The organism is Paenibacillus sp. FSL H7-0940, assembly GCF_037979415.1.
GTDB classification, from domain to species: domain Bacteria; phylum Bacillota; class Bacilli; order Paenibacillales; family Paenibacillaceae; genus Paenibacillus; species Paenibacillus amylolyticus.
Map to the genome: position 1 here is coordinate 5,223,250 of NZ_CP150280.1, position 24,870 is coordinate 5,248,119.

Here is a 24,870-nt window from a genome sequence, read left to right on the forward strand (position 1 = left end):
CTGATCATTTCCATCACTCATTCATTGAAAAGAACATTCGAAACTATTGTTGCAATGGATCTTTGACTACGATTTTGCCGGATACGATATCATCCTTGATTGCTTTAACCTTGTCGATCACTTCTTGTCCGACAAAAGCATTCAATGGAGATTCACTATCACGTGTAACGTACGTCAGGCCTACACCGTCTTCTTTCAAACCGTAGTTAACAGCGCCTGCTTTGAAGTTGCCTTCTACAAAATCTTTCACAGTCTCATAAGCAACCGTATCGGTTGATTTCAATTGAGACAATACGATATGTTCCGGGTCTTCAACGGTACGGTCCGTATCTTGACCTGAAGTGTAGAAGCCTTTTTCTTTGGCTGCTTCGAACACGCCGAGATCACCTACAGCGGATGCGCCAGCGATGAAGTCAGCGCCTTTGCCGAATTGTACCAGTGCCAATTCTTTTGCTTTGGCCGGGTCATTAAATCCACCTACATAGTTCACGAGAAATTCTGCGTCTGGATTCACGGATTCCAATCCTGCTTTGAAACCTTCCGTATATTTCTTGATCAATGGTACATCCATTGCTGCGATCATGCCGACTTTGTCTGTTTTGGTGGACAATCCAGCAGCTGCACCCAGCAGGTACGCCCCTTCATATTCACGGAAACCAACGCTACGAACGTTAGGAAGATCAACGGTTGTATCTACAATCGCAAAGGACTTGTCTGGATTCTCTGCAGCAACTTTCTTCAATGCATCTTCTGCCTGGAAAGTTGCTGTAATAATCAGATCATAATTCTCGGCAACCGCAGCACGCAGATTTTGTTCAAATGCTGCCGGGTCTGTCGATTCAATCGTCTTGGTATCTACTTTGAATTCTTCTCCTGCTTTTTTGAAACCTTCATCCATCTGTACAAAGAAAGGGTTAACCCCTATTTTTTCGGGAAGTACGAGGGCCATCCGAAGAGATTTCTCCGAATCACTGCCTTGGGCGGATTGTTCGTCTTTGGAAGCCGAATTCCCACAAGCTGCCAACAAAATAGCCAACATGATGATCGATAAGACGAACGATAAACCTCTTTTCATTTTGAAAATACCCCTTTTCAACATTCTTTTTTCTTATCCTAGCGGATACTGTCGATCCTTGTCAATAAATCTTTGAGCGTATACACTCAAATAGAATATAATTGACAATTCGCTTTCTACCAAGCTTTGGAAACCGTTCTGTATCAAGCTTTTTTTCGTTGACATCCAGCGCGTCTCCGTGCTAAAGTCAATCCAATTATTCTATTCTTATAGGAATTGTCAGAATTATAACCCAAAGCTAATTATTTTCCAACCCATTTTAAGGAGGCTATTCATTTGAAAAAAATCACCCAGATCACGTTGGCGGCCCTACTCGCCGCTCCGGTAACACTCGGCAGCCTTAGCTTGCCCGCTTCCGCTTTTGCAGCATCTGCAACTCCGGCTAAACCCGCCACCTCACAAAGTGTCAAAGGACCGGTAGCTCAGGCGCCAGTTGCCTATACGGAAAGCGCAGCGGATTTTGCTCAATTCTTGCAAGCGAAATACAACATTCAATTGCCGCAACAGATTACCAAAGGTGATTTCATTCAAGCCATTGCAGCCATCACGGAAGCAACTCAAGCAAGTGACAGTGAAGCCAAAGCTCCTATCTTTACCGATCTGTCTTCTGGTGATTCTTCATATGATGCTGCCGTATCCTTATACAATAATGGTGTTCTTACGGGTACAGAAGTACGTGCTAAGGATCAACTGAGCACTTATGCAGCGGTCTTCATCGCGGTGAAAGCAGCCGGATTCAAGGAACTGGCTTATACATATCCTGCAGAGAAAACAGCCAAAGCGCTTGCCAAAGTTGGCATTAGCCCGAACCGTGTTCAGGGACAAGCCGCACAGGAACTGGCTGCGGCGATCGATACAGGCCTGATTCCTGAAAGCCTATACCCCGCTCTCCTTAAGGGTGGCGTAGCAAGTAAAGATTTCGCTGATACTTTGCTTGGACGCGTATTGGTCAGTCAAGGGAAATACAAACATGAGGTTGGGCGTTCCGGCGATGCGGACATCTATTCCAAACTGTATGCTGCATATCGCACAGCGGATCTGATCGAATCACCTGAGCTGAGAAAAATTGTGGATCAGGCCCTGCGAGATGATCTCGTAACAGGTTACAATCTGAAGGATAGCCGCTTTGATTCCAACTTTATCGATGAACTGACACTTACCTACGGCCACGATAATATTCAACATGCTGTACAGTTGGTTGGTTTGCTGCGTAGCGAAGGTATTGATGCTGATGTGCAATTCCAGCCGAAGACATCTGCCTTCATTTATTTGAAGGAATGGGGCGAGCCAAAGGAAACGCCTGATTATAAAGTGACACAGATCGAGAACGGTAACTATATCGCTTCTGCGAAGGAATATGATATTCAGTTCGAGTTCAACAATGTGGCAGACAAAGTTCGCTTCAACGACATAGTGCTGAAATATGCCAAAAAGAACAGCGACAGTACATCTCCACTGATTCTCAGCTCCTGGTGGCAACCGCTGTATTATTCACCAACCGCATTGGCGAACTACCCTGTCATTTCCAATAATAAGATCGCGCTTGGCAATTATTATGCTCAGTCCTTCTCTCTGAAAGAAAATGCCAAATCCATTCGGGAAGGTTTCCTGAAACTGGCACCTGATGCGGACATTACGACGTATGACTTCTGGGTGGACCAGCCTTTCTTCAACTATCTGAACGGTGGATCTGAATAAAATAAATTCCGTCTTCAACCGAATTAAAGCTCGTATTTTGGCACCATAAGCAGCCGTCCTTACCGAATTTTACAGGGGTTTCGACCCCTAGATTCGTAAAGGCGGTTTTTTGTTCAGCATTTTGCAAATTTCTTCTACAAAATCATTTTTCTCATGCAGGAATTACCAATATAAGGTCGAATCCTTTATGTACACAAACACGCAATCATATTGCATATCTCCGCACGAACAGGAGTTACTCCATGGTATATGACGGTATTCTACTAGGCTTGATCGTTGGATTTTTTCGGGGCGGGTTGCGGCATGGGCTCAACCAGTTTGCAGCACTCAAGCTGCGAAGTGGCTGGATTTTCCCTGTATTGCTACTAATCCAGTTCTTTATTTTCTATCTCCAGGAACGATTCGAATGGGTGGCATCCATTAATGGATATCTCTTTGCTGCCGTCTACATTACAGGGCTCGCTTTCCTGTGGCTCAACAGACACCATACCGGTTTCATGCTCATCTGGATTGGGGTATTTCTCAATTTTGCCGTTATGGCTGTAAACGGTGGGCGCATGCCTGTTTCTGTGGAAGCCTCCGCTGTACTGGGACCCTACTATGTAGACATGCTCCGGGAAGGCGGCGCCGTATCAAAGCATTTTATGATGGATGCATCTACAAATCTGCCTTTTCTCGGTGATATCATCCCACTCTCCAGCCCTTACCCACGGACTCAGGTCATCAGCATCGGTGATGTGGTCATGAATATTGGCATATTCCTTTTTATTCAATACATGATGGTGAATCGGGACAAAAAGGCTGTGCAACCTGCTAAAACTCATCAGGCTTGAAGAAAACAGGTAGACTCCAAGGAAGGGAGGTCTTCTCCATGAAAAAATTTGAAGGTGTGAAATATTCCCGCATTGTCATCAACGCAATCATCGTGGCTTCTGTCGTTGTAGCGTTAACTTCTGGATACAAGCTGGGCGGCTAGTATCCATACCACCCAACAAGACAAACAGGCTGCCAGCGGCCTGTTTTTTCTGTCTGGATTTTTGGCAGGTAACTTGGTATGTTATACATCTATATAGTATATCCCTATAGAAGAACACCAACTATATACACATCAAGATTAGACTAAACTCAAGCAGGAGATTTTTTATGAACTTTATTCGTAACCTTATCCATAAGGCAGATCGAAGCAGTATGTATGTTATTTTGCTTAGTTGTACCGGGATCGGTGTTTTTCTATACATGAACAAGTGGTCTTACCTTCATCTAACCACGGCGGATTGGGTTATGGTCTACACCATGCTGGGTGCGGCGTTAATTCTGGATTATTTCACGTTCCAGATTCCACCCAAAGGCAATCAGCAATCCATGGATTCATCGGTATACCTTGCCTGTATATTCATGTTTGGCGGAGCTTTCAGTTTATCCGTACTGCTTCCTGTCTCCATCATCCTGTTAATCAAAGAGCGCAAGCTAACCTGGTGGAAACACATTGTTAATTTCAGCATCTACAGTCTCATGATTACGGGAGCAGCTGCCGTGTTTGAGTGGACTGGCGGGCAATCGGGAACTCTGGACGGCTATAACCTGATTCCTTATTTTGCAGCGCTCGCAGCCTACTTCATCATCAACACGATCACACTTGGCTTATTCTTTCATTTCTCAACAAAGGATGCATTACAGCAGATGAAGCGGGCATTCGTTACCGAATCCCTGCTGGTTTATCTGTGTACGCTGATTCTGGCTCTGGTCCTGACAATTCTGGTTGTGCACAATGGCGTACTTGGCCTGTTGTTGTATCTAAGTCTTAGCATTCTGCTCTCCCATGCATTCAGGCAGTTGTTCGTGATGTATCAGACGATTGAGGAAAAGGCCAACACGGATCAACGTACGGGTCTGTTCAACCATAGTTATTTCGAAAGCATGTTAGAAAGCGAACTGACTAACGCTCGAACGCAGGGATCCCCGCTCTGTCTGGGGCTTATTGATATTGATGATTTCAAAAAGTATAACGATCGGTTTGGCCACCTTCAAGGTGACAGTCTGCTGGCCCTGCTGGGGGATTTTCTAATGCGAAAGACGGAAGGCACACCTGTTACCGCCTTTCGTTATGGAGGAGAAGAGTTCACTTTGCTCATGCCAGGCATGGAGTTGGACGAATCCTACAGGTTCATGAACAAGTTGCGTAAACAACTGAACGACACGCCGTTTGAAGGCGTTGAAGTGTTTCCACACGGTTGTCTCTCCTTCTCTGCTGGCGTCGCGCCCTATCAGGTGGATATGTATAACAAATCCCAGCTTGTGGATCAGGCGGATAAAGCACTATATTATGCGAAGAAACAGGGCAAGAACAACGTGCACCGCCACGGCAGCAATGATGGTATGGAACACGAGATTGATCTGGTACAGGACGTTCGTGACATCGAGCAGCAGCTCAATCTGTTCAGATACAAAGATATGGATACGTTTAAACATTCCAAACGGGTCTACAAATATGCACTGGATATCAGTGAATTGCTCGCACTGGACAATGCGGAAAAACGTCGTTTCGTACTGGGAGCACTGATTCATGACATCGGAAAACTGGAGATTCCTTGGTCCATTCTGAACAAAAAGGACAAGCTCACCGCAGAAGAATGGGAAACGATCAAAGGACATGTCACCTGGGGCAAAAAAATGGTGATCACGAACGATCGCTTCGCCGATCTGATTCCGTATATTGAACTTCACCACGAGCGCTATGATGGCAAAGGCTATCCTTACGGCCTGAAGGGTAACGAGATTCCCCGGCTCTGCCGGATGCTGACCGTGATTGACTCCTTTGATGCCATGACGACAGAGCGGCCTTATCAGGAAACCAAGAACGTGGAAGAAGCGATTCGGGAGCTGCGCTCATGTTCGGGTTCACAGTTCGATCCGGAGCTTGCCGAGTTGTTCATTCAATATATTGAGAAAAGAACCGCTCAGCAACAGTTGCAGTAAAATAAACAGAACTTCTTCTATAAGCCCAGAAAAAGTAAAAGCGCTATCCCCGGTCTGATCGGAGATAGCGCCATTTTCATTTTCATGGAATGAATCGTACACCAGACAACTTCATTCTCGTGCAGATTCTACATTAAGATTTGGTATTCAGCTCATGTGAGGTCTGATGCAGCTCTTTAATCATCTGCTGCAAAAACATGTTGTCTTGGCGACTGATACCGTGCTGATTGTCTTGAACAAGCATCTGATGAATGTTCTTTTTGAGCAATTCACTGCGACGTTCCAATACTTCTTGACTCATGTTGTTGCTTCACTCCTTAACATGTTTTGTAATGAATTCACGTTCTATATTAAGTATAGAGGACCTTCTCCGATAGGGAAAACGGACTCAGCCTTCCTCAGCTGGACACACCAACCCTCACCTAGCGTGACAACATTTCACCCCTTGTCATTCTTAGATATCCTTCTAAATACTCCCTGATCCTCCCCAGCTTTCTCCAAAGACACAGACTAGGGTCTTGGACAAGCTTGCGTTATAATGGTCCCATCCCTGTATAAATAAAGTACCTAAATAAGCTAATCCTAGATCAAAGGAGTTCTGCATTCATGTCCTATAAACAAATTAAATGGATGATTCTGCTGATCCCCACATTCACGGTTGGCATCTGGGAATACATTCGCCATCAGTTTCTGATGCCGTACCTTTCGATGGATGCTGGAAACTGGTTAACCCCCGTCATCGTTTACCTCGTCAGCGTGACACTGCTCAGCCGACTGTTCCACATGCTCGAAGGTGCCAGGGCTGCTCTGGAGCAGGAACGTGCAGCAAAAGCAGCTCTGGAAGCTCGTGACCAATTGGCAAGAGAACTTCACGACGGCATATCTCAGTCCCTTTTTCTGCTGTCAGTGAAGACCAATAAAGCAGGCCGTAGTCTGGCAGGCAGCGGACATGAGCATGAGATCCAGGAGATTCAAAAAACCGTGCATGAAGTCAATACATATGTAAGGCAAGCCATTGCCCAGTTGCGTTTTGTTCCTTCCTCTACGGTAACATCAGAAATTATTTCACTGCATGCGCAGGTCGAAGTGCTCGTCAAGGAAACGGTACCTGGTGCACAGATTCATTGGGACCTCAGGGGTGTAACACTCTCTGCCAAGGAACAAGTGGAACTGCTCGCCTGTATCCGGGAGGGTCTACTGAATGTACGCAAACATGCGCAGGCTACCCGCGTTCAGGTTCATGCGGAAGGTAACCCAATTGCCTGGTTCATTTATATTCAGGATAATGGGACTGGACTAAGTGGAGATCCTCTTCATCTGAAGGATCGGTACGGACTGCGAATTACGAAGGAGCGTGCTGCCGAGATGGGTTGGTCTTTTACCCTCGATTCAAGACCGGGGCATACCCGAATGACGATAGGAAAGGAGCATGCTTAATATGGAACATGTACGTGTATTGGTTGTTGATGATCATGCGCATGCGCGTGAAGCGATCTGTAGCATTTTATCCGAGGACAGCCTGTTTGAAGTGATAGGCACAGCTTCGAATGGACAGGAAGCGCTGGAGCTCACCGGGCAATGGATGCCCGACCTGATCCTGATGGACGTGCAGATGCCGGGCATGGATGGACTGGAGGCCACCCGTCAGATCAAGCTGCGATTCCCTTATGTTATTGTTGTTATGGTCACAGTATCGGATGATGTGACATTTCTGTTCGAAGCACTGAAACAAGGCGCTCAAGGCTATTTGCTCAAAAATCTAACACCTTCCACCTGGCTTGAATACCTGCGCGCCATCGTCAGTGACGACGCACCGCTCAGCAAGGAACTGGCCTACCGGATTTTGCAGGAGTTTCCCGCACCACGCAGTGAAGATGTGCAAGATAACCCGCTAACGGCGCGGGAGCTTGAGATTCTGCAATGGGTATCCGCGGGATATACCAATCGGGAGATTGCCGATCAACTCGGTATTTCAGACCAGACGGTGAAGAATCATCTCAAAAACATTTTGCAGAAGCTCCAGCTTGAAAACCGGGTACAACTCACCCGCTACGCGCTAGAGAGCGGGCTTGCAGGACGTAAACTTCGCAAATAAACAGTGTTAATTCGAAGTCAATGATGCGTCCGACATAGGTGAGAAATGACATAGCATTCATGCTTTTGTCACAATTATGTAGATCAAATCGTTTTTTTATAGCCCAATGTAGTCATACGCAGTCAATTTGGACAAAGTTATAATGGGGTAGATTGTGTTTAAAGACCATGAATGACTACAAATCTATAACCTGAGGGTGATGATTTTTTGATTTTTACACGCTTTACCCTGAAATGGGGCAAACGGCACTGGGCATTGGTCACCTGTCTGTTGCTCGTATGTTGCCTTGTTATGCCACAGTGGGCATCTGCCCATGCTTATATTGTTAAGGCTTCGCCAGGAGAAAATGAGATCCTCATAGCTGCTCCGGAGCGGCTGACGCTGGAGTTCAACGAATCCTTGCAGACGGCCTTTTATGATATCAAAATTACCGGCCCTGACGGCAATCAGGCAGACGATGGAAATGTAAAGATCGATGTGGATCGCCCTCATATTTTGGAGACTGGCCTGCAGGCTGGACTCGGGAATGGGACTTATGCCGTTAACTGGAAAGCTGTATCTGCCGATGGGCACCCGATTCAAGGGGCGTATGTTTTCCATATCGGTGAACCATCCGGTTCTCCTGCCGGACTGAGTGATCTTACATCCGGTTCCGGTTCAACAGGTGGGCCGCTGAAATGGATTGTATCCCTGACAGACTGGATTCAGTATCTCGGATTGTCTGTCATTCTGGGGACACTTGCATTCTTGCTGCTGCGAATTGCACCGACCTCCTTGACAAGAGAACCTATGGACGTTCCAGGCAGCTACAGATTGTTATGGATCAGCTACGCTGCTGCTTCCTTTGCCGCTCTGGTCAGCCTGCCACTGAATACGTTATATGAATCTGGTGTAGCTCTGAACGAACTAAGCTGGGCACTGATCGGAAGTGCGCTCAAGCTGACATCCTTTGGTCAGATCTGGATGTTACAAATACTCATTGTAATGCTGCTGGCCGTCACGATTCTCTCCGGATATGATCGCGATCGATCCATCCGTGCTCGCATCTGGTCCTCCTATGGCTCACTTGTGCTCGTGCTTGGATGGCTGTTCACGCATGCCATGACGGGACATCCGGCTGCGGCGGATCAACGTGCTCTCGCGATTGCCATGGACTTCATACATCTGATCGGTGCTGCTTTCTGGATTGGTGCACTAACCGCCATGGCGATATGTCTGCCTCCACTGGCGGATAAGCTGCCATCGAAGGTGCGAGGAGAAGTCTACTGGGTTGCTATTCGCAGATTTACCGCCTGGGGGATTGGCGCCGTAGCCGCTCTGGTTGCTACAGGGATATACAGCAGTCTGATTATTTTACCAGCACCTGTGCTGACTTCCTTGTTCACTACAGCTTATGGCCTTGTCCTGATCGGCAAGATCGTCCTGCTTATTGTGATGCTTGTCTTCGCGTGGCGTCATGCCAGATTGGCAAGAGCAGCAACGGGAAGCAGATTATCCGGCAGCCTGAAAGCCGAACTTGCCACCGGTGCTGTCATTCTCGCTCTTGCTGCTGTACTGACACACCTGTCTCCAGGACAACCCGCTGCGGTCGGACCGTATCAGGAGACAAAAACTACAGAAGACGGCTCAGCGATCACACTTCAGGTGAGTCCTAATGTAACGGGAGAGAACCAATTCGAAGTTGATGTGAAACGGGCAGATGGAAGTATCGTAAACGATCTGGAACAGATCACACTGTCACTCACACATCTGGACATGGATATGGGGATCTATGAGATTACCATTCCGAAAAACGACACCGGTGTGTACAAGGCTGAAGATTACATCTCCATGCCTGGACGATGGAATATCAAGGTTCATCTTCTGACCAAAACGTTGGATGCACTGGATGCCGAATTTGAGATCGACACCACCAAGCCATAGTTACACAACGTTTATATTGAAAAGTGACCCAATCTAAAATTGTGTTCCTACAAACTGCAAATGTAGTGAAGGGAACGAAATTGATTCTGGAGAAGCGAAGCTAAAAGCTTTCTGATCTACACGAGAACGGAGAGGACAGAAATAGCGTGAAGAAGCGAAGCGTTCGCCTAAAAGCTTTCTGAAAGAAAGCTGCTTCGGAAGCATATGCTATCCCCGGATTTTACCCTTTAAGAAAAGGGAATCAAAAAATCTGGGGATAACAGCGATTGGAGGGTTATTCTGTCATCGGAGTGTATGTGTAAACCGAATTTAGTTAAATTTATAAAGTTGTATAAAAATCCCGGAATAACGGAGTTCGTAAGAACCATTCGTAACCGAAACGGCCTTTGCAGAACGTAGACACTCATTTAAGAAAATGGGCCGCATCATATATGATAAGAACTGAGAGGGGTTATTTATTTTGAAGAAAACATCATGGATTTCCAAACTAACATCCACTATCGCAACAGGTACCGCAGCATTCATGTTATTCGCCGGATTCGCTAGCGCTCATGTTACCGTTAGCCCATCCGTTGCACAGACAAGCGCATGGCAGACTTACACCATTAAGATTCCATCCGAGAAAGAACTGCCTACAACCAAAATCACCATGAAAGTTCCGGAAGGTGTTGCATTCAAGCAATATCAACCACTGGCAGGCTGGAAAATCTCTACAGAGAAGAACGATTCCAATGAAGTAACATCAATTACGTGGGAGATTGACGGCGATAATGAAGGCATTCTGGCAGGACAATTCCAGCAGTTCAACTTCGTTGCACAGAACCCTAAGGCGGAAGCTGAAGTAGCTTGGGATGCATTCCAATACTACAGCGATGGCAGCATCGTAGAATGGACAGGCCAACCAAGTGATGCCAACCCGCACAGTATCACAACGATTAGCGAAGATCCGGCTGCTGCTGGTAATGCTGCGGCAGGTGGAGGTCATGCCAACGATGGACATGATAGTGCAGGTACAGAAGGCGCCACTGGAGATAATGCAGCTACCGACGATAGCAAAGCAAACGATGACACCACGCTGGGCGATGCACTCAATGACACCGTTACAGGTGAACCAAACAACACGGATACAGACCCGGGTACGCTGAAGCTTCAACAAGCAACATTGATCGTATCCATTCTGGCCCTGATCTTGTCCTTCTTGGGGATTGCGTTGGCTACACGTCGCAAAAAACGTTAAGAATTAACTTACAGTTCACGATAACTTGAGAAAAATACAGATAACAAAGAAGCCTATGGCATACGGGATCAAACCCGATGTGCCATAGGCTTTTTAGCTATCATCATCTTGATTGGCTACCCATGTTCTTTACAATACGTGGTTAAAGCACTATACATGCCGCTCCACATTCACACTGATATCCACGCTGATTACCATCCGCAATATGGCATCAGCCTTACCACTCTTTAGCGTTCCTGATCCGTCTGGATCATAATCTCAATATATTGCAGCAAGCTTTTCTTCTGCTGTTCGATGGATTGAATACGTCTGGACAGGCCCGCAAAAAACTCTTCAATCTGCTGTCTTGTATGATCTGCGGACTGCCCTTTCCAATCGTTCAGGCGACTATATAGCGCCCTCGCTTCCTGTTCATCGGCTTGCAGACGGGCAAGCAACTGTGTCAGTTCTTTTTCCGCAATTCGAAGATCATTCAATTCCACCAGCAATTGTCCACCCACTTGCGTTCCCCTCCCCCATGTACGTGATATCGACATTAACCAACCTGGTTCCTAATTAAAATGAACCGGACTCTCGTCCGCCTGCCGGAAGGCATCTGCTTTCTCATCAATAAAGTTCAGGAACTGGCTGGTATGTTTCATATGCCATGTGCTAAGTTCTTGAATCGACGCGTCCAGTTGGGTGACAATGGGCTCCAGCCTGCGACTGCGGCTCGTATGCAGATATTGAGCCATGCGGCTTCGTACCTGGTTTAGCTCAGCATTGCATTGTTGTGCATTTTGCTTCCACCGCGAAGCGACACTTTTCAGTTCTTCCGGCGTTACCTGAATCAGACCTGAAGCCGCAGCAGCCGAAGCCATACCTCCACCGCCGCCAGACTTGGAACGTAACGGACCTAAGTTCTTGCTGAACGGTCCCATGTGATCCATAAGGCGTGGTGAATAGCGGATTCTCTCTCCAGTAATCGGATCGTACAGGTCATTGGATATGTAACCATTTTTGAAATCATATTGATCCAGACTGTGATAGTTCTCCCCGCCAAATGAGTTCTTGGCTTTATCGATAATACTCACGCCATCATTCGCCGAGTCATAATCGGAGTTGATGTAATAGGTCGATCCCACATGCCGGTCGTATCCTCCCAGCGTTCCGCTGGCTACCAGATCACTGGGATTTGCATAGTTCACAACCTGCCCGTCAAATGCACCCGATTCAGCCCGGCGCCGCATTTCTGGCGTCAAATTACCCATTACAGATGGTGCACTAAACGTCACGGCTGGAATTCCGGTATAAGCAGATGCATATTGTGCATTTCCCCCGCCCAAGGAATGTCCGGTCATCGAGAAATTCAGATCCTTATGCTTGTTCTGCATGTGATTTGCGTAGTCTTCGGATTGATACATCTGATTGGCCCAGCCTGTAGGGGAAACAGTTTTTTCAATATCCTTTACGCGATCACCCGTCCAGTTCTCCACGTCTCTTACCCTGTCTCCAGCCCAATCCTCCACTTTGGATATGCCCGTGAAGTCCTTAACACCTTCGACCCCTTTGTCGAGCCAATCCGGCGTAAGATTATTAACAAAATTCCCGGCCTCCTGCTGACCCTTACGAATCAATTCTCCGCCCCCAATGCGGCCATCCATGACAAAGTCAGGTACAGAGCGATCCAAGGACGCACTTCCTTCTGTACCACGATAAGCAATGACAGCTTCCTTGGTCTCGGGATTATAAAATGTGACGGCATCAAAACCCGAAAATTTGTTACTTTCCGTCCCCTCAAGGACCTCCCATCCGGGAAGTTCCGTTAATTTGTCTCCAGCCTTTTGATCCTGGTAGGCTAGATCAGACATCGTTTTATACGTTTCATCATCAATATTGGACCCGTTACTCAATAACTACACCTCCCTTTATTTGCCGTATGGATTATGTCCCTTGGCTATCATCACTTCCTCAATCTCAGGACTAATGACCAAGTTCTTGGTTACCTTCTTTTTGTAGTCGTACGAAATGCCAAAGCTCTGATCTTCATGATCTTTCACATGCCCTTTCAGCCCAATCTGGGACACTGCCATTTCCGGCAACAACTCTTTGCTTGTAATCACAACATCCAGTTCAAACTTCTGCTTGAAGTGCTGAATTACGGTTGCTTCAGCTTCTTGGTATAAAGCTTCCTTCTCACTTGCGTTCATGTTCTGACAACCTCCCAAAAATATAGTAAACACCATCATTAGTGTGAATAAACCCTTCAACCATCCTGCACGTTTAATACGGATCCCCCCTCATGGTAGAATCGAGGCATTCACTATATGTGAAGTACACCCTATTCATCTGTTACCTGCATCATAGTACAAAATCAACATGAGCCATATCGGCTAACAGGATCGTTTTCATGTAACTTTCTTCCTATATGATTCAAATAGGACACTTTGGTGTACATTACCCACTTTCCTAATTCTTGCATCAAGTACATGATAATTTTCCCATCCACGACAAAAAGAGCCTGCTCCTCGAAAGAGCGGCCCTCCTTTTGCATGATTTACTGTTATGCCAATGCCATCTGCAGCGCAGTCAGCGCAATCCCGATAACAAATCCGGTAACGGCTCCGTTGATCCGAATCCATTGCAGGTCCTGTCCAACCTTATCCTCAATCATCGAAACCAAAGTGGCATTGTCCATTTTGTCCACATTTTCGCGTACCAGTTTACCGATTTTGGAATGATTTTTCTCCAGCAGTGTTGTGACGCCATTTACGATCTTGGCATTCATGCCTGTCATCAACTCGTCATCTGCCCGCAGATCAACCAATACCCGCTCAATGGCAGGCAGTGCATACGTATCTACATACTGGCCATCTTCCATCGCGGCGAGCGCCTTGTCTCTCAGGTCGGTGAGTTTGTTCAGCACCGTTTCCTCTGCGTTCCAGCCCTCCAACATATTGTTCTTCCAACTGTTGATTCCATCTTGCATAGCCTCGCTCATTGCCAAACGCACCGTCTGGGTACGTACCATATCAAGCACCTTGTACCTTAGAGCGCTGCCTTCACGTTTCATATCCTCTACCCGATCGAAGAGATATCCTTGTAAAATGCCACCCAGACGCTCCTCGTTCATATAACCCAGGAACGCATTCATCGCAAACTGCATCAATCCGTTCATCTGAATGCCGCTGATGGCTTTCATGCCGCTTTCACCCAAAAACATGATCGTCTCAGGCTTAACCAGCCACTCCTCGGCTTGCTTCAGTCCGTAGTCCAGCGCTTTGGCGTCGTAACCGCGCTCTGTCATCTGGTGGGCAGCCCGTTCCAGAATCGGACTCAGATCAAAGGCGCCCGCCTGTGACTTGATCTCACGTGCTACGAGCGGAGCAATCTGCTCTAACGGCAGACCAGCCAGAATTCGTTTGCAGAGTGTATCAATCATGATCTTGATCCCGTCACTGTGAAGCTCACGGGTCAACGTATCGAGCACCGTCTCTGCTGCTTTGAAATCTGCAATTTTCTCGGTAATGCTGTCTTTGTTGAGCAAGTTATTCTCTACTGCGGAGACCAGACCTTCCGTCATTTTATCGCGATTTTTCGGCAGCAATGCCGTGTGTGGAATTGGAATGCCGAGCGGGTGACGGAATAATGCAGTAACTGCGAACCAGTCCGCAAGTCCACCCACGAGTCCCGCTTCAAATGATCCTACCAGCAACTTGCCAACTGGAACGCCCTGGAACGGCAAGGATGCAGCAAATCCTGCTCCCATTACCACGAGAGACCAGGCAGCTGCTTTTTTGGTTTGTTTAGGTTTAGCCATTGTATTCTTGCTCCTTTATCGTTAATCGTACGGTCCGATCTGTACCCGATTCCGCACTTCTTCGTTTCTTATGTAAATTCTCCATAGCAAAGTCTCGACTTCCATGTTTCGTATACTTCATCTTATCACCCACAAGCGTCAAAACCAAACCTCTGGTTGAAGAAAAAGGATAATAGCGGCGTTTACTTCGTAAAATGGATCGCTCCCTTTTCCAAGATCAGGCAGATTTTAGTATAATCAATCAAGACGGCCCTTCGATATCGATTGGCTGCTGAACAGCAGGGTAATTACATAGTGGAACAATGAATCAATAAGAGGAGGAATTTCGGACCATGAAACACGTGCAGGACACAACCACACTCTATAACGGAGTCAAAATGCCATGGCTGGGTTTTGGGGTATTCAAAGTTAAAGACGGAGACGAAGTCGTTCATGCTGTCAAAACAGCCATTCAAGCTGGTTATCGTAGCATCGACACAGCCAAAGCGTATAACAACGAAACAGGTGTCTCTCAGGGTATTCGTGAATCTGGAGTAGCTCGTGAGGATCTGTTCATTACCACTAAAGTATGGAATAGTGATCAGGGATATGAATCCACGCTGGCTGCCTTCGAAGCAAGCATGGAACGACTCGAACTGGAGTACCTGGATCTCTATCTTATCCACTGGCCGGTTAAGGGCAAGTACAAAGATACATGGCGAGCGCTGGAGAAACTTCATAAAGAAGGACGCATCCGGGCGATCGGTGTGAGCAACTTCCAGATTCACCATCTGGAAGACTTGATGATCGATGCCACGATCAAACCAGCAGTTAATCAGGTGGAGCTTCACCCACTATTGATTCAGTCAGAGCTTCGTGAGTACTGCAACAAACATCAGATTCAGATCGAAGCCTGGTCTCCGCTCGGACAAGGTCATCTGATGGATCATCCGTTGCTGAAGGATATCGCAGCCAAATACAGCAAGTCCCCCGCACAAGTAATTCTGCGCTGGGATCTGCAGAACGGCATCGTGACGATACCGAAATCCGTTACGCCTGAGCGTATTCACGCGAATGCCGATCTCTACGATTTTGAGTTAACTTCGGAAGAAATAGAGCAGATTAACGGCCTGAACGAGAACAAACGCTTTGGTTCTGATCCAGACAACTTTAACTTCTAATATAAGCAGATGAATTCGATTACACCCGCCTTCGATCTTAGAAGAGCGGGTGTTTTGGCATGTGATGTTATAGGCCAACTATTCGTTGTTAAGAATGGAGGCGAGGCTCGTTATCCTATTCAGGGCCGAAAGAAAAAAAGTTTTTTTGACCGTTTAGAACTATTTCTTCTCCTCACCAGTCTAACGAGTGTCAAGCGAACTCAAGCACTTCTATAGAATCCAGGCCTGGAACGAGCGGTGACTTGAATATTTAGGTTGATCAGGGGGGATCAGGAGTGATTAGACTGAACCATAGAAAGACAAAAGAAGAACAGTTCAGCGAAAAAATAACAGAGATTCAAAATAAATTATATCGACTGGCATACTGCTATGTTAAAAATGAACAAGAAGCGCTGGATATCGTATCCGAAGCGGTCTATAAAGGGTACATCGCTTATGGAAAGATGGAGTCCATGACTTATTTTGATTCCTGGATGTCACGAATTGTGATTAACACAGCGATAGATCATATTCGACGCAACCAGCGAGTGACCTATATGGAGGATCATGTGCAGGAGTTTGTGGCTCCAGAGCGAGGGGCGTCGCTGGAAGAAAAAATGGATCTATATGACGCACTGGATCGACTCGTGCCCGAAGATAGAGCCTATATTATATTAAAGTTCTTTGGTAATATGCGTTTCCGGGAGATCGCTGAAGTGCTCTCCCTGTCGGAGAATACCGTTAAGTCAAAATTCTATCGGATTATCAACAAATTAAAAATGGATTTAATTGAAGGAGAGGTTGAGAACGTATGACAGGAAAAGATCGTTACGAAAATATTGAAATCCCTGCTCAACTTACTGACGTTATTCATCATGCACAGAAAAGAGCCGCTGCTCGCAAGAGTTCATCTCGAATGATTCGTTATGCCTCAGTCATAGCGGCATGTGCTGCTTTTCTCTTCGTGGTGAACATCCCTTCCGTAGCAAACGCCATGTCCAAAATACCTGTGGTCGGATCTATTGTTCAGGTGTTGCAATTTGGCGATGGAGGCAAAGTTACAGATGGTGTAACTGTGGGATCGGAAGCAACCGAAAATACGCTTAAAATCAATTTTAGCACCGACGAGCAAGATCAGACTAATGATGCACCCCATTATAATGTGGTACACAAAGAAGCACCGAATCGTATACTCTTCACTTTTAGCGGTGCACGTTACATGGATGTAAAGAAAGTCAAAGCCGACTTCATGACCCAGCCTTTAGTGAAAGATGTTTATGGTTCCATGATTTTAGACGACTCTTCCGTCGGATTCGTAGTTGTTTTAAAAGAAGGGGTACAGTATGCCGTAACGGAATTCAAGAATCCTGGATACCTGGAAGTGAAACTGACTTCCGACGGCAAACCGGTCACACCTCGGAAGGTATACTCTCTCCGCACAGAATCAATGCCTTTTGGAGAATCGATGGGTATAATTAAAGAATCCTATCCGGATGAGGACATCTCTTTCCTCAAAACGTCCACTGGTGAGTTTACAGCAGTTATTGGAGAATATCTTACCGCTGAAGAAGCTGAACAGAAGCTCAAAGAACTAGCTCAGCAACCGGATTATCATGAGGAGTTTTATGTGGACAGCTGGATGAGTAACGAGAATCCGAAGTGATTAGTTATTGCCAAAAGTGATGCTGATCCAAAAGGGAATCCTACATCCCTGAACTGGGCATAGACCTCAGCATATTTAATACGCTCGATCCAAAAAAATCCCGATTCGGATGCCCTGAGCATCTCGGATCGGGATTTTCACATATTAAAACCTATTCGCTTTTGGATACCAGCTTGAAATCATCAAAGTGGAAACCTGGCGCTACTACGCAAGTTACCAGTACAGGCTCATCGCCCAGCGGACGCGCTGTCTGCCATACGCCGGCAGGAACGAGCACCTGTGGTGATTGCCCCGCAGCAATATCCATCCCCAGAACAAGAACTTCCTCGTTCTCCGGGTTCTCCCCGTTGCCGCCCAACTTCAGTTCAACCGGACTACCGCTGTGCCACAGCCAAAGTTCATCGGACAGAACCGTATGCCACTCGGAGATTTCATGTGCGTGCAGCAGGAAATACGTGGAACTTGCCGAGAATCGTGGACCGGAGTATGTATCCGGCAGAACGGACTGTGGAATCTGATAAGACGCCTTCCATTCTTCCTTATACCAACCGCCTTCAACGTGAGGTTGCATATTGAGCGCAGCAACCAATGGCGATAATTCATGTGTCGTCATAACCTGTTTCCTTCCTTCCAAATCATATTGAAGGCACTCCTTAACCAGAGTTTCGCCTCTCTCCCCCTACTCTAAAACATCATTCAAGTTTTGTCACCTTGACAGCACATAAGTGCCATGCCGAATTCATTCTCTCGGTATTTAACGATAGGATTAAAGAAATATTTCATTTCCAATGATAGCGTTTACAAAAAGATGGATGTTCCGTTATGATATGGATATCGTTGTTAATCCGTGAAGCAGAGGGGAGCTGTACCATGAGTCTCATAGAGGACCGGATTGGACCCAAATACCGAATCGGTGAACATTCATTTACCATTGAACATATGCGCAGACATGATGGGAATGGTATGCCACAACCTCACGCTCATCCATTCTACGAACTGTATTACTTACTTGAAGGTGAACGAGTGTATTCCATGAATGGTCAGATTCTGTCCGCCCGCAAGGGTGATTTTATTCTGATTAATCCACACGATGTACATACCACCTCCAAAGGAAATATTCCCGGCTTCGAACGGATATTAATCGGTTTTTCTCCTGCTTTTGCAACGGGGATGGAACTTGGCATATGTGGTCTGCTGCCTTTTAATTGTTCAAGACTCCTTCGCCTGCCTGAAGCGGAACAGCCCGAGATGGAACGTATATTGTGGCAGATGCTGCAAGAATGCAAAGAGCGACGCCCTCACTATGAGATCGCCGTAAGAAGTCTGCTTGCCCAACTTTTGATCCGTATTCATCGGGTAGAGGAGGACATCCGGCAGTCATGCCCCAGTCCCTTGCATCCGATGCAGGACAAAATCAGTGAAATCGTCACTTATGTGAATAAAAACTATACCGAACCACTTACGCTGGAGGGTGCAGCCAATCGTTTTTATATCAGTCCATCCTATCTGAGCCGAATGTTCAGCCGGTTTACCGGGTTTCGATTTAGCGAATATTTGCGGGTTGTTCGTGTCCGGGAGGCACAACGAAGATTGCTGTCCACACAAGAGCGTGTCCAGATGATCGCAGAGAAGGTAGGATTTGAACATACGGCTCATTTTAACAAAACATTCAAACAGGTTACCGGTACAACACCGCTGCGCTATCGTAAGGAACACCGGTAGATCATCAGATAACTTCATATAAAAGCCGAGTGGGTAGCCTTGCTCCAGAGATTACGTACCCCTTATATCAAAAGGCATCACGATTACTGGATCTATAGGCTGCACCACTACGGCTGAATTGGACCAACTTGTATAAACCCTATTACATACTTTTTATCTACGAATGATTACGCCACTTCGCACCTCGGGACCCACAGATATCTGACGACCGTCTGTGTCAGCATCGCCTTCACGACATACAATGCCTGCGGACTCGTGTCCGGTCACCATCAGAAGTCGGCCATCTGCACCTTTGCCCTGAATGCTCTCTAATTCTGCCCCTTTGCACTGGTGCAAATGAACCAGCGGACCTTCAGTGATCTGCGCCTTCAATTCAGCGATATGCAGATGTTTTGCATGAGCACATTGGATACCACTGCGAGCTTGCACGTTGTAACGCTGGATGATCACCCCATCCAAAGGCTGTTCCGGCAATCCACTCACAAGCAACGCAGTGTCGGCACCGGCACAGACCACATCCGATATTCGAATATCTCGGAACACTGGCGTCTCTTCGCTAATCTCCTGAGATAGATCACTGCCCCGGGCAGACCCTTCCTGATTTGCATAGAAAAAGGAAAACGAGATCGCTTCCATAATGATATCTTTCATATATATGCGCTCAATCTGAATGTCCTCAACCACTCCGCCGCGCCCACGTGCGCTTTTGAAGCGAAGTCCAATGTCCGTGCCGATAAACGTACAATCCGACACACGCACATGCCGCACACCACCGGACATTTCACTGCCAATTACAAACCCGCCATGACCGTGATACACCCTGCAATCCCGAATGGTGATGTACTCCGATGGAAGACCCAGTTCACGGCCTTCGGCATCCTTGCCTGATTTCAGACAGATCGCATCATCACCGACATCGAATACACTCTTCTCGACCACCACATGACGACAGGATTCAACGTCCAACCCATCTCCATTCTGAGAAAACCACGAATTTCGCACACTCACGTTACGAATGGTGACATGCTCAGATGCCCAGGGATGAAGATTCCATGCAGGCGAGTTCTGGAACGTTGGACCGTCCAGCAATACCCGTTTGCATCTGCGCAAACTGACCATGTTGGGGCGTAAAAAGTCTCTGACTTCTTCATAGGCAGCGACATCACGTACCTGCTCCTGATGCAATCGATTCGCAATGGTGCCGCCCTCAAGTGCAGCTGTGGTAGGCCACCAGATTTCTTCATCTCCGCCGGATTGCTCTACAACACCACCGGAAGCGACCAATTGGTTCCATTGTGAAGTGGTCATTTTGGAGCGTTTCACCGGGCGCCACGCTTCCCCGCCACCATCCCATATCCCCTCACCAGTAATCGCAATATCCTCCAGTTGATCACCATCGATCGGGGATTGGCAACGGACCACCTGCCATCCTTCGAAGCTTGATGCAATTAATGGGTATTGATCAAAATCTCGGCTAAATGTAACCAGTGCCCCTGCTTCCACATGTAGTTCGATACGGCTGCGCATTACAATCGGGCCTGTGAGCCATACCCCGGCAGGAATGACGATTCTCCCACCTCCTGCTTCAGCACATGAAGCGATGGCAAGTCGGAACATCTCCGTGTTATCTGTTACGCCGTCTCCAACAGCTCCATAGTCTGTAAGCTGAAAATCCTGTACAGGAATGACAGGCAAATTGGCTTCATAAGCTCGAACATCGGACTGGGCACTTGCTCCTGTCGACATTGGGGAGTGATATGTATTCATCGTGCAGAATCATCCTCTCTACATGTAATGGAATTGTTATAGGGTCAATACATCGCTTTTACTTTCCTTACTTACGTTCAAACGGACGCTCTCTCGCTCCATCATATCAATGGCATGACGTGTAGGGTTGAGCTTTCTTGCCATGTACACGTGGAACTTGATGCTATTTGTTTTGTTAATCAGAGTCATAAATCAAACATCACTTTCAGTATACTCTATACAACTATTCCAAAGGTTGGAAAGCAACTAGGAGAATAGATTCATTTTTCTGTCAGGATTCGTCACAAGGGGTTTAGTAACATGACAGATATATAACATATTTTCTGGCTATAGCCCTAGGTAACCTATTACTTATGTCATGTTTTATCACAAACCAATTGCCATAAGAAGGATGACTATGTATGATTAAATAACTAGTTTCAATTTATTCCTTATTATTCCTTTTACACACAGACGTTGCAGAAAGGATGGGGTGTACTCTTGATTGAATTTAGGGGTGTCCAGAAGCATTTCGGTCATTTTCATGTCCTCAAGGATATCCATCTTCACATTGAAGAAGGAGAAGTCGTCGTCATTATCGGACCTTCCGGCTCCGGCAAAAGCACGTTACTCCGCTGTATTAACCGCCTGGAGACCATTACCGAAGGTGAACTTGTCGTCAGTGGGATTCCTCTACATCAGAAAAAGGTGGACATTAACCTCTTCCGCCGTGACATCGGCATGGTATTTCAACACTTCAATCTTTATCCTCACAAAAAAGTCATCGATAACATTACCCTTGCACCCATGAAGGTGCGCAAACAACCCAAAGAACAGGCAGCCGCAACAGCAATGAAGTATCTGACCCGGGTGGGCATTGCCGACAAAGCAGACAGTTATCCCTCCCAGTTGTCCGGTGGACAGCAACAACGGGTAGCCATCGCCAGAGGACTTGCCATGGAGCCCAAAATCATGCTTTTTGACGAACCTACCTCTGCTCTTGATCCCGAGATGATCGGGGAAGTCCTCGATGTTATGCGTTCCCTTGCCCATAATGGCATGACCATGGTCGTCGTTACCCATGAGATGGGATTCGCCCGCGAAGTTGCGGACCGGGTCATCTTCATGGACGAAGGCCGAATTGTTGAAGAGGCCAACGCTGCAGAATTTTTTGACAACCCCAGAGAAGAACGAGCACAGCAATTCCTGAGCCGTCTGATTCATCATTGAGAATAATCCACTATTCCATTTTGAAAGGGGTCTTTTATTCATGAAGAAATTATTGAAATGGCCATCATTTATGCTTGTCCTCATTCTCTCCCTTGTATTGTCAGGTTGTAGTACAGGTACAGATACACCTTCAGCGAGCGGTGGTGGTGACGCCGAGGCGAAAGGCACGATTGAGCGGATTAAGGAACGTGGCAAGCTCATCGCCGGTGTGAAATACGATACGAAGCTGTTTGGCTTGAAAGATCCTGCAAGTGGCAACGTTGAAGGGTTCGATATTGATATCGCCAAAGCACTCGCCAAACAAATCCTTGGAGATGAGACCAAGATCGAACTGAAAGAGGTCACTTCCAAGACGCGTATTCCCATGCTGCAAAATGGAGACATCGACATCATCATCGCCACGATGACAATTACGGATGAGCGTAAGGAACAGGTGGATTTCAGTGATGTTTATTTCGAAGCAGGCCAATCCCTGCTGGTGAAAAACGACAGTGCGATTACCGGCCTGGAAAGCCTCAGCGGGGTGAAAGTACTCGCGGTGAAAGGCTCCACATCCGCTCAGAATATTCGCGAGAAAGCCCCGGATGCTGAGGTGCTTGAATTCGATAACTATCAGGACGCATTCACTGCTCTCAAAGCAGGTAAAGGCGAAGCGCTGACCACAGATAACATCATCCTCATCGGTATGCAACAGACGGATAACAGCTTCCAATTGGTTGGTGGCAATTTCACAAGCGAACCTTATGGTATGGCCATTCGCAAAGGTGACACTGCCTTCGTGGAGGAAGTCAACACGCTGCTCAAAAGCATGAAAGACAGTGGGGAATATGACACTTTACATGAGAAATGGCTGGGCGCGAAGCCCGAGTAACCCGAATTAAGATAGGTAAGCGGCGAATTCGTCTGCTGGATGCGAAGCATGAGCAGACGTAATCGCCGTTTCTACATCTGGAGAACGGAGGCTTCGCCTATATGGGCACATTGGATTTCAGCGTACTAATGCGACACTCGGATCGTTTTCTGGAAGGGTTCCTGAATACGATTCAAGTGAGCATTATGGCTCTCATTGGCAGCTTTATCCTTGGCGCGATCCTGGCTATCTTTCGGATATCCCCTGTGAAACCGCTGAACTGGATTGGCACGGCTTTTGTGGAATTTATCCGAAACATCCCATTACTTTTGGTTGTGTTTTTCTTCTATCTTGGACTGCCTGCACTAGGCATCTCGCTGGATGGATTTGTCTCCGGTACTCTGGGTCTGACCATCTACACCGCCGCTTTCATTGCCGAAGCGATCCGAGCGGGCATTCAGACCGTGCCGCGTGGACAACTGGAAGCAGCAAGGTCTTCCGGCTTGTCCTATGTACAGGCCATGAACCTGATCATTCTGCCCCAGGCCATCAAGATTGTACTGCCGTCCATCGGCAACCAGTTCATCAATTTGGTCAAAAACTCATCCATTCTTGCCGTTGTCGCCGGTATGGATCTTATGTATTTTGCCGACCTGGTTAACTCGGATACGTTCCAGCCGCTAAGTGTGTACACCATTGTTGCGCTGTTCTATCTGGTGCTGACACTACCACTCAGCTTCCTGGTGCACTATATGGAGCGCAGGTTTGGACAGAGCGATGCAGAAGCGCGCAGCACCAAAGGCAAACCGAAAAAGAACAAACCGGCAGGTCAGGTTACCATGTAACAGATTGACTTGTACCTGCGCAGATTTTTAGGGAAATATATCGACTTGTCCATGCCCCATCTATTGATCTTCGATATTCCATTCCTGCACACAGAAGGAGGCTAATAAAATATGGACTTTAGCGGGGCCTATGTGTGGCCCAACCTTCGTTTCCTGCTTCATGGATTCCTGATTACCCTGCAGGTAGCAGGGCTATCCATTATATTCAGCTTTGTGCTTGGCACTGTGCTGGGTACAATCCGATTTACCCGTATCCCTGTTCTGTCACAGATCGTCGCAGTGATCGTGGATACGATCCGGAATCTGCCGCTGCTGCTCATCATTTTCTTCATCCACATGGTACTTCCACAGCTCGGGATTAAAATGTCCGTCTTCTGGTCCACAGTTGTTGGACTTAGTCTGTTTGAAGGCGCGATGATCGCCGAGATCGTCCGTAGCGGTCTGAAGTCTGTTGAGCGCGGTCAGGTGGAAGCTGCCCGCTCCTCAGGCTTGAGCTACATGCAGACCCTCGGTGGCATCATCATGCCACAGGCGCTACGCCGCATGTCCCCGCCGATGGTCAGCCAGTTCATCTCACTCCTGAAGGATACTTCACTGGCGATCATCATCTCTCTGCCGGAACTGATGCACAACGTGCAGATCCTTGGCGGTCAAAGTTTCGATTACATTATCCCGGCCCTGCTGCTCGCAGCCGTATTGTATTTTGTCATCAACTACGCGCTGTCCATTGTCGCAAGACGACTTGAGGCACGGATGAATTGATAATCGGAGGGAATAAGGTATGAAGGAATAGAGATGAAGGAAAGAACCACATGGATGAAAAGAATGAAAGCGCCCCAAAGACTCTAAACCCACCTATGCAGTGGATTTGG

23 protein-coding genes are annotated in these 24,870 nt (G+C 47.1%); 15 read left to right on the plus strand and 8 right to left on the minus strand.

Features of this window, described 5'->3' with window-relative positions:
- Window positions 1–43 precede the first annotated feature (43 nt).
- Window positions 44–1,075, minus strand: coding sequence for a BMP family protein (locus MHB71_RS22965; protein ID WP_017691014.1), 1,032 nt, complete (start codon window positions 1,073–1,075; stop codon window positions 44–46).
- A 276-nt stretch (window positions 1,076–1,351) separates the two neighbouring features.
- Between MHB71_RS22965 and MHB71_RS22970 the strand changes: the two genes are divergently transcribed.
- The 3 genes from MHB71_RS22970 (at window position 1,352) to MHB71_RS22980 (ending at window position 5,749) form a co-directional block, all read left to right on the plus strand.
- Window positions 1,352–2,773 (plus strand): hypothetical protein, encoded by a 1,422-nt coding sequence (locus MHB71_RS22970; protein WP_340027800.1) that lies wholly within the window; start codon window positions 1,352–1,354, stop codon window positions 2,771–2,773.
- A gap of 242 nt (window positions 2,774–3,015) precedes the next feature.
- Window positions 3,016–3,606 carry a DUF5317 domain-containing protein gene (locus MHB71_RS22975; RefSeq protein WP_036616686.1) on the plus strand — a complete coding sequence of 197 codons (591 nt, stop codon included), beginning with the start codon at window positions 3,016–3,018 and terminating at the stop codon, window positions 3,604–3,606.
- Between the two features lie 310 nt (window positions 3,607–3,916).
- The gene (locus MHB71_RS22980; RefSeq protein ID WP_340027801.1) at window positions 3,917–5,749 is read left to right on the plus strand and encodes a diguanylate cyclase; all 1,833 of its coding nucleotides are present in this window, start codon (window positions 3,917–3,919) and stop codon (window positions 5,747–5,749) included.
- A gap of 133 nt (window positions 5,750–5,882) precedes the next feature.
- On the opposite strand, the gene MHB71_RS22985 is transcribed toward MHB71_RS22980, so the two are convergent.
- Window positions 5,883–6,050 carry a hypothetical protein gene (locus tag MHB71_RS22985; protein WP_017691019.1) on the minus strand — a complete coding sequence of 56 codons (168 nt, stop codon included), beginning with the start codon at window positions 6,048–6,050 and terminating at the stop codon, window positions 5,883–5,885.
- A gap of 305 nt (window positions 6,051–6,355) precedes the next feature.
- Between MHB71_RS22985 and MHB71_RS22990 the strand changes: the two genes are divergently transcribed.
- From MHB71_RS22990 to MHB71_RS23005, 4 genes are all read left to right on the plus strand, one after another.
- Window positions 6,356–7,186 carry a histidine kinase gene (locus MHB71_RS22990; RefSeq protein WP_340027802.1) on the plus strand — a complete coding sequence of 277 codons (831 nt, stop codon included), beginning with the start codon at window positions 6,356–6,358 and terminating at the stop codon, window positions 7,184–7,186.
- Window position 7,187: 1 nt separating this feature from the next.
- Window positions 7,188–7,844 (plus strand): response regulator transcription factor, encoded by a 657-nt coding sequence (locus MHB71_RS22995; RefSeq protein WP_036616682.1) that lies wholly within the window; start codon window positions 7,188–7,190, stop codon window positions 7,842–7,844.
- A gap of 207 nt (window positions 7,845–8,051) precedes the next feature.
- Window positions 8,052–9,767, plus strand: coding sequence for a copper resistance protein CopC (locus tag MHB71_RS23000; RefSeq protein ID WP_340027803.1), 1,716 nt, complete (start codon window positions 8,052–8,054; stop codon window positions 9,765–9,767).
- Window positions 9,768–10,227: 460 nt separating this feature from the next.
- Entirely contained in the window at window positions 10,228–11,004 is a 777-nt protein-coding gene (locus tag MHB71_RS23005) for a YcnI family protein (RefSeq protein WP_340027804.1), read from the plus strand.
- A 227-nt stretch (window positions 11,005–11,231) separates the two neighbouring features.
- Here the strand turns inward: MHB71_RS23005 and MHB71_RS23010 are convergent, their stop codons facing one another.
- The 4 genes from MHB71_RS23010 to MHB71_RS23025 form a co-directional block, all read right to left on the minus strand.
- A complete protein-coding gene (locus tag MHB71_RS23010) occupies window positions 11,232–11,504 on the minus strand; it encodes a hypothetical protein (RefSeq protein WP_017691024.1) in 273 nt (90 codons plus the stop codon).
- A gap of 51 nt (window positions 11,505–11,555) precedes the next feature.
- A complete protein-coding gene (locus MHB71_RS23015) occupies window positions 11,556–12,896 on the minus strand; it encodes a hypothetical protein (RefSeq protein ID WP_256704352.1) in 1,341 nt (446 codons plus the stop codon).
- A gap of 15 nt (window positions 12,897–12,911) precedes the next feature.
- Complete coding sequence (locus MHB71_RS23020; RefSeq protein WP_340027805.1) at window positions 12,912–13,193, minus strand: hypothetical protein; 282 nt, start codon at window positions 13,191–13,193, stop codon at window positions 12,912–12,914.
- A gap of 353 nt (window positions 13,194–13,546) precedes the next feature.
- On the minus strand, window positions 13,547–14,803 hold the full coding sequence (locus MHB71_RS23025) for a DUF445 domain-containing protein (protein ID WP_340027806.1): 1,257 nt from the start codon (window positions 14,801–14,803) through the stop codon (window positions 13,547–13,549).
- 332 nt (window positions 14,804–15,135) lie between these two features.
- On the opposite strand from MHB71_RS23025, the gene MHB71_RS23030 reads away from it, so the two are divergent.
- From MHB71_RS23030 to MHB71_RS23040, 3 genes are all read left to right on the plus strand, one after another.
- Complete coding sequence (locus MHB71_RS23030) at window positions 15,136–15,963, plus strand: aldo/keto reductase (RefSeq protein WP_340027807.1); 828 nt, start codon at window positions 15,136–15,138, stop codon at window positions 15,961–15,963.
- A gap of 275 nt (window positions 15,964–16,238) precedes the next feature.
- A complete protein-coding gene (locus MHB71_RS23035; RefSeq protein WP_340027808.1) occupies window positions 16,239–16,757 on the plus strand; it encodes a sigma-70 family RNA polymerase sigma factor in 519 nt (172 codons plus the stop codon).
- The gene (locus tag MHB71_RS23040) at window positions 16,754–17,605 is read left to right on the plus strand and encodes a hypothetical protein (RefSeq protein WP_340027809.1); all 852 of its coding nucleotides are present in this window, start codon (window positions 16,754–16,756) and stop codon (window positions 17,603–17,605) included. The genes MHB71_RS23035 and MHB71_RS23040 overlap by 4 nt, the downstream gene beginning before the upstream one ends.
- A 151-nt stretch (window positions 17,606–17,756) precedes the next feature.
- Here the strand turns inward: MHB71_RS23040 and MHB71_RS23045 are convergent, their stop codons facing one another.
- Window positions 17,757–18,218: a cupin domain-containing protein gene (locus MHB71_RS23045; protein WP_017691032.1), complete on the minus strand. Its 462-nt coding sequence runs from the start codon at window positions 18,216–18,218 to the stop codon at window positions 17,757–17,759.
- A 257-nt stretch (window positions 18,219–18,475) separates the two neighbouring features.
- Between MHB71_RS23045 and MHB71_RS23050 the strand changes: the two genes are divergently transcribed.
- Entirely contained in the window at window positions 18,476–19,327 is an 852-nt protein-coding gene (locus tag MHB71_RS23050) for an AraC family transcriptional regulator (protein ID WP_339285192.1), read from the plus strand.
- 153 nt (window positions 19,328–19,480) lie between these two features.
- Here the strand turns inward: MHB71_RS23050 and MHB71_RS23055 are convergent, their stop codons facing one another.
- Window positions 19,481–21,094: a glycoside hydrolase family 28 protein gene (locus tag MHB71_RS23055; protein WP_340027810.1), complete on the minus strand. Its 1,614-nt coding sequence runs from the start codon at window positions 21,092–21,094 to the stop codon at window positions 19,481–19,483.
- Window positions 21,095–21,574: 480 nt separating this feature from the next.
- On the opposite strand from MHB71_RS23055, the gene MHB71_RS23060 reads away from it, so the two are divergent.
- From MHB71_RS23060 to MHB71_RS23075, 4 genes are all read left to right on the plus strand, one after another.
- Window positions 21,575–22,303, plus strand: a complete 729-nt coding sequence (locus MHB71_RS23060; protein ID WP_051449904.1) for an amino acid ABC transporter ATP-binding protein — start codon at window positions 21,575–21,577, stop codon at window positions 22,301–22,303.
- A 40-nt stretch (window positions 22,304–22,343) separates the two neighbouring features.
- A complete protein-coding gene (locus tag MHB71_RS23065) occupies window positions 22,344–23,174 on the plus strand; it encodes a transporter substrate-binding domain-containing protein (protein ID WP_253505182.1) in 831 nt (276 codons plus the stop codon).
- Window positions 23,175–23,275: 101 nt separating this feature from the next.
- Window positions 23,276–23,998 (plus strand): amino acid ABC transporter permease, encoded by a 723-nt coding sequence (locus MHB71_RS23070; RefSeq protein WP_036616642.1) that lies wholly within the window; start codon window positions 23,276–23,278, stop codon window positions 23,996–23,998.
- 111 nt (window positions 23,999–24,109) lie between these two features.
- Window positions 24,110–24,760 carry an amino acid ABC transporter permease gene (locus MHB71_RS23075; RefSeq protein WP_340027811.1) on the plus strand — a complete coding sequence of 217 codons (651 nt, stop codon included), beginning with the start codon at window positions 24,110–24,112 and terminating at the stop codon, window positions 24,758–24,760.
- Window positions 24,761–24,870: the final 110 nt, after the last annotated feature.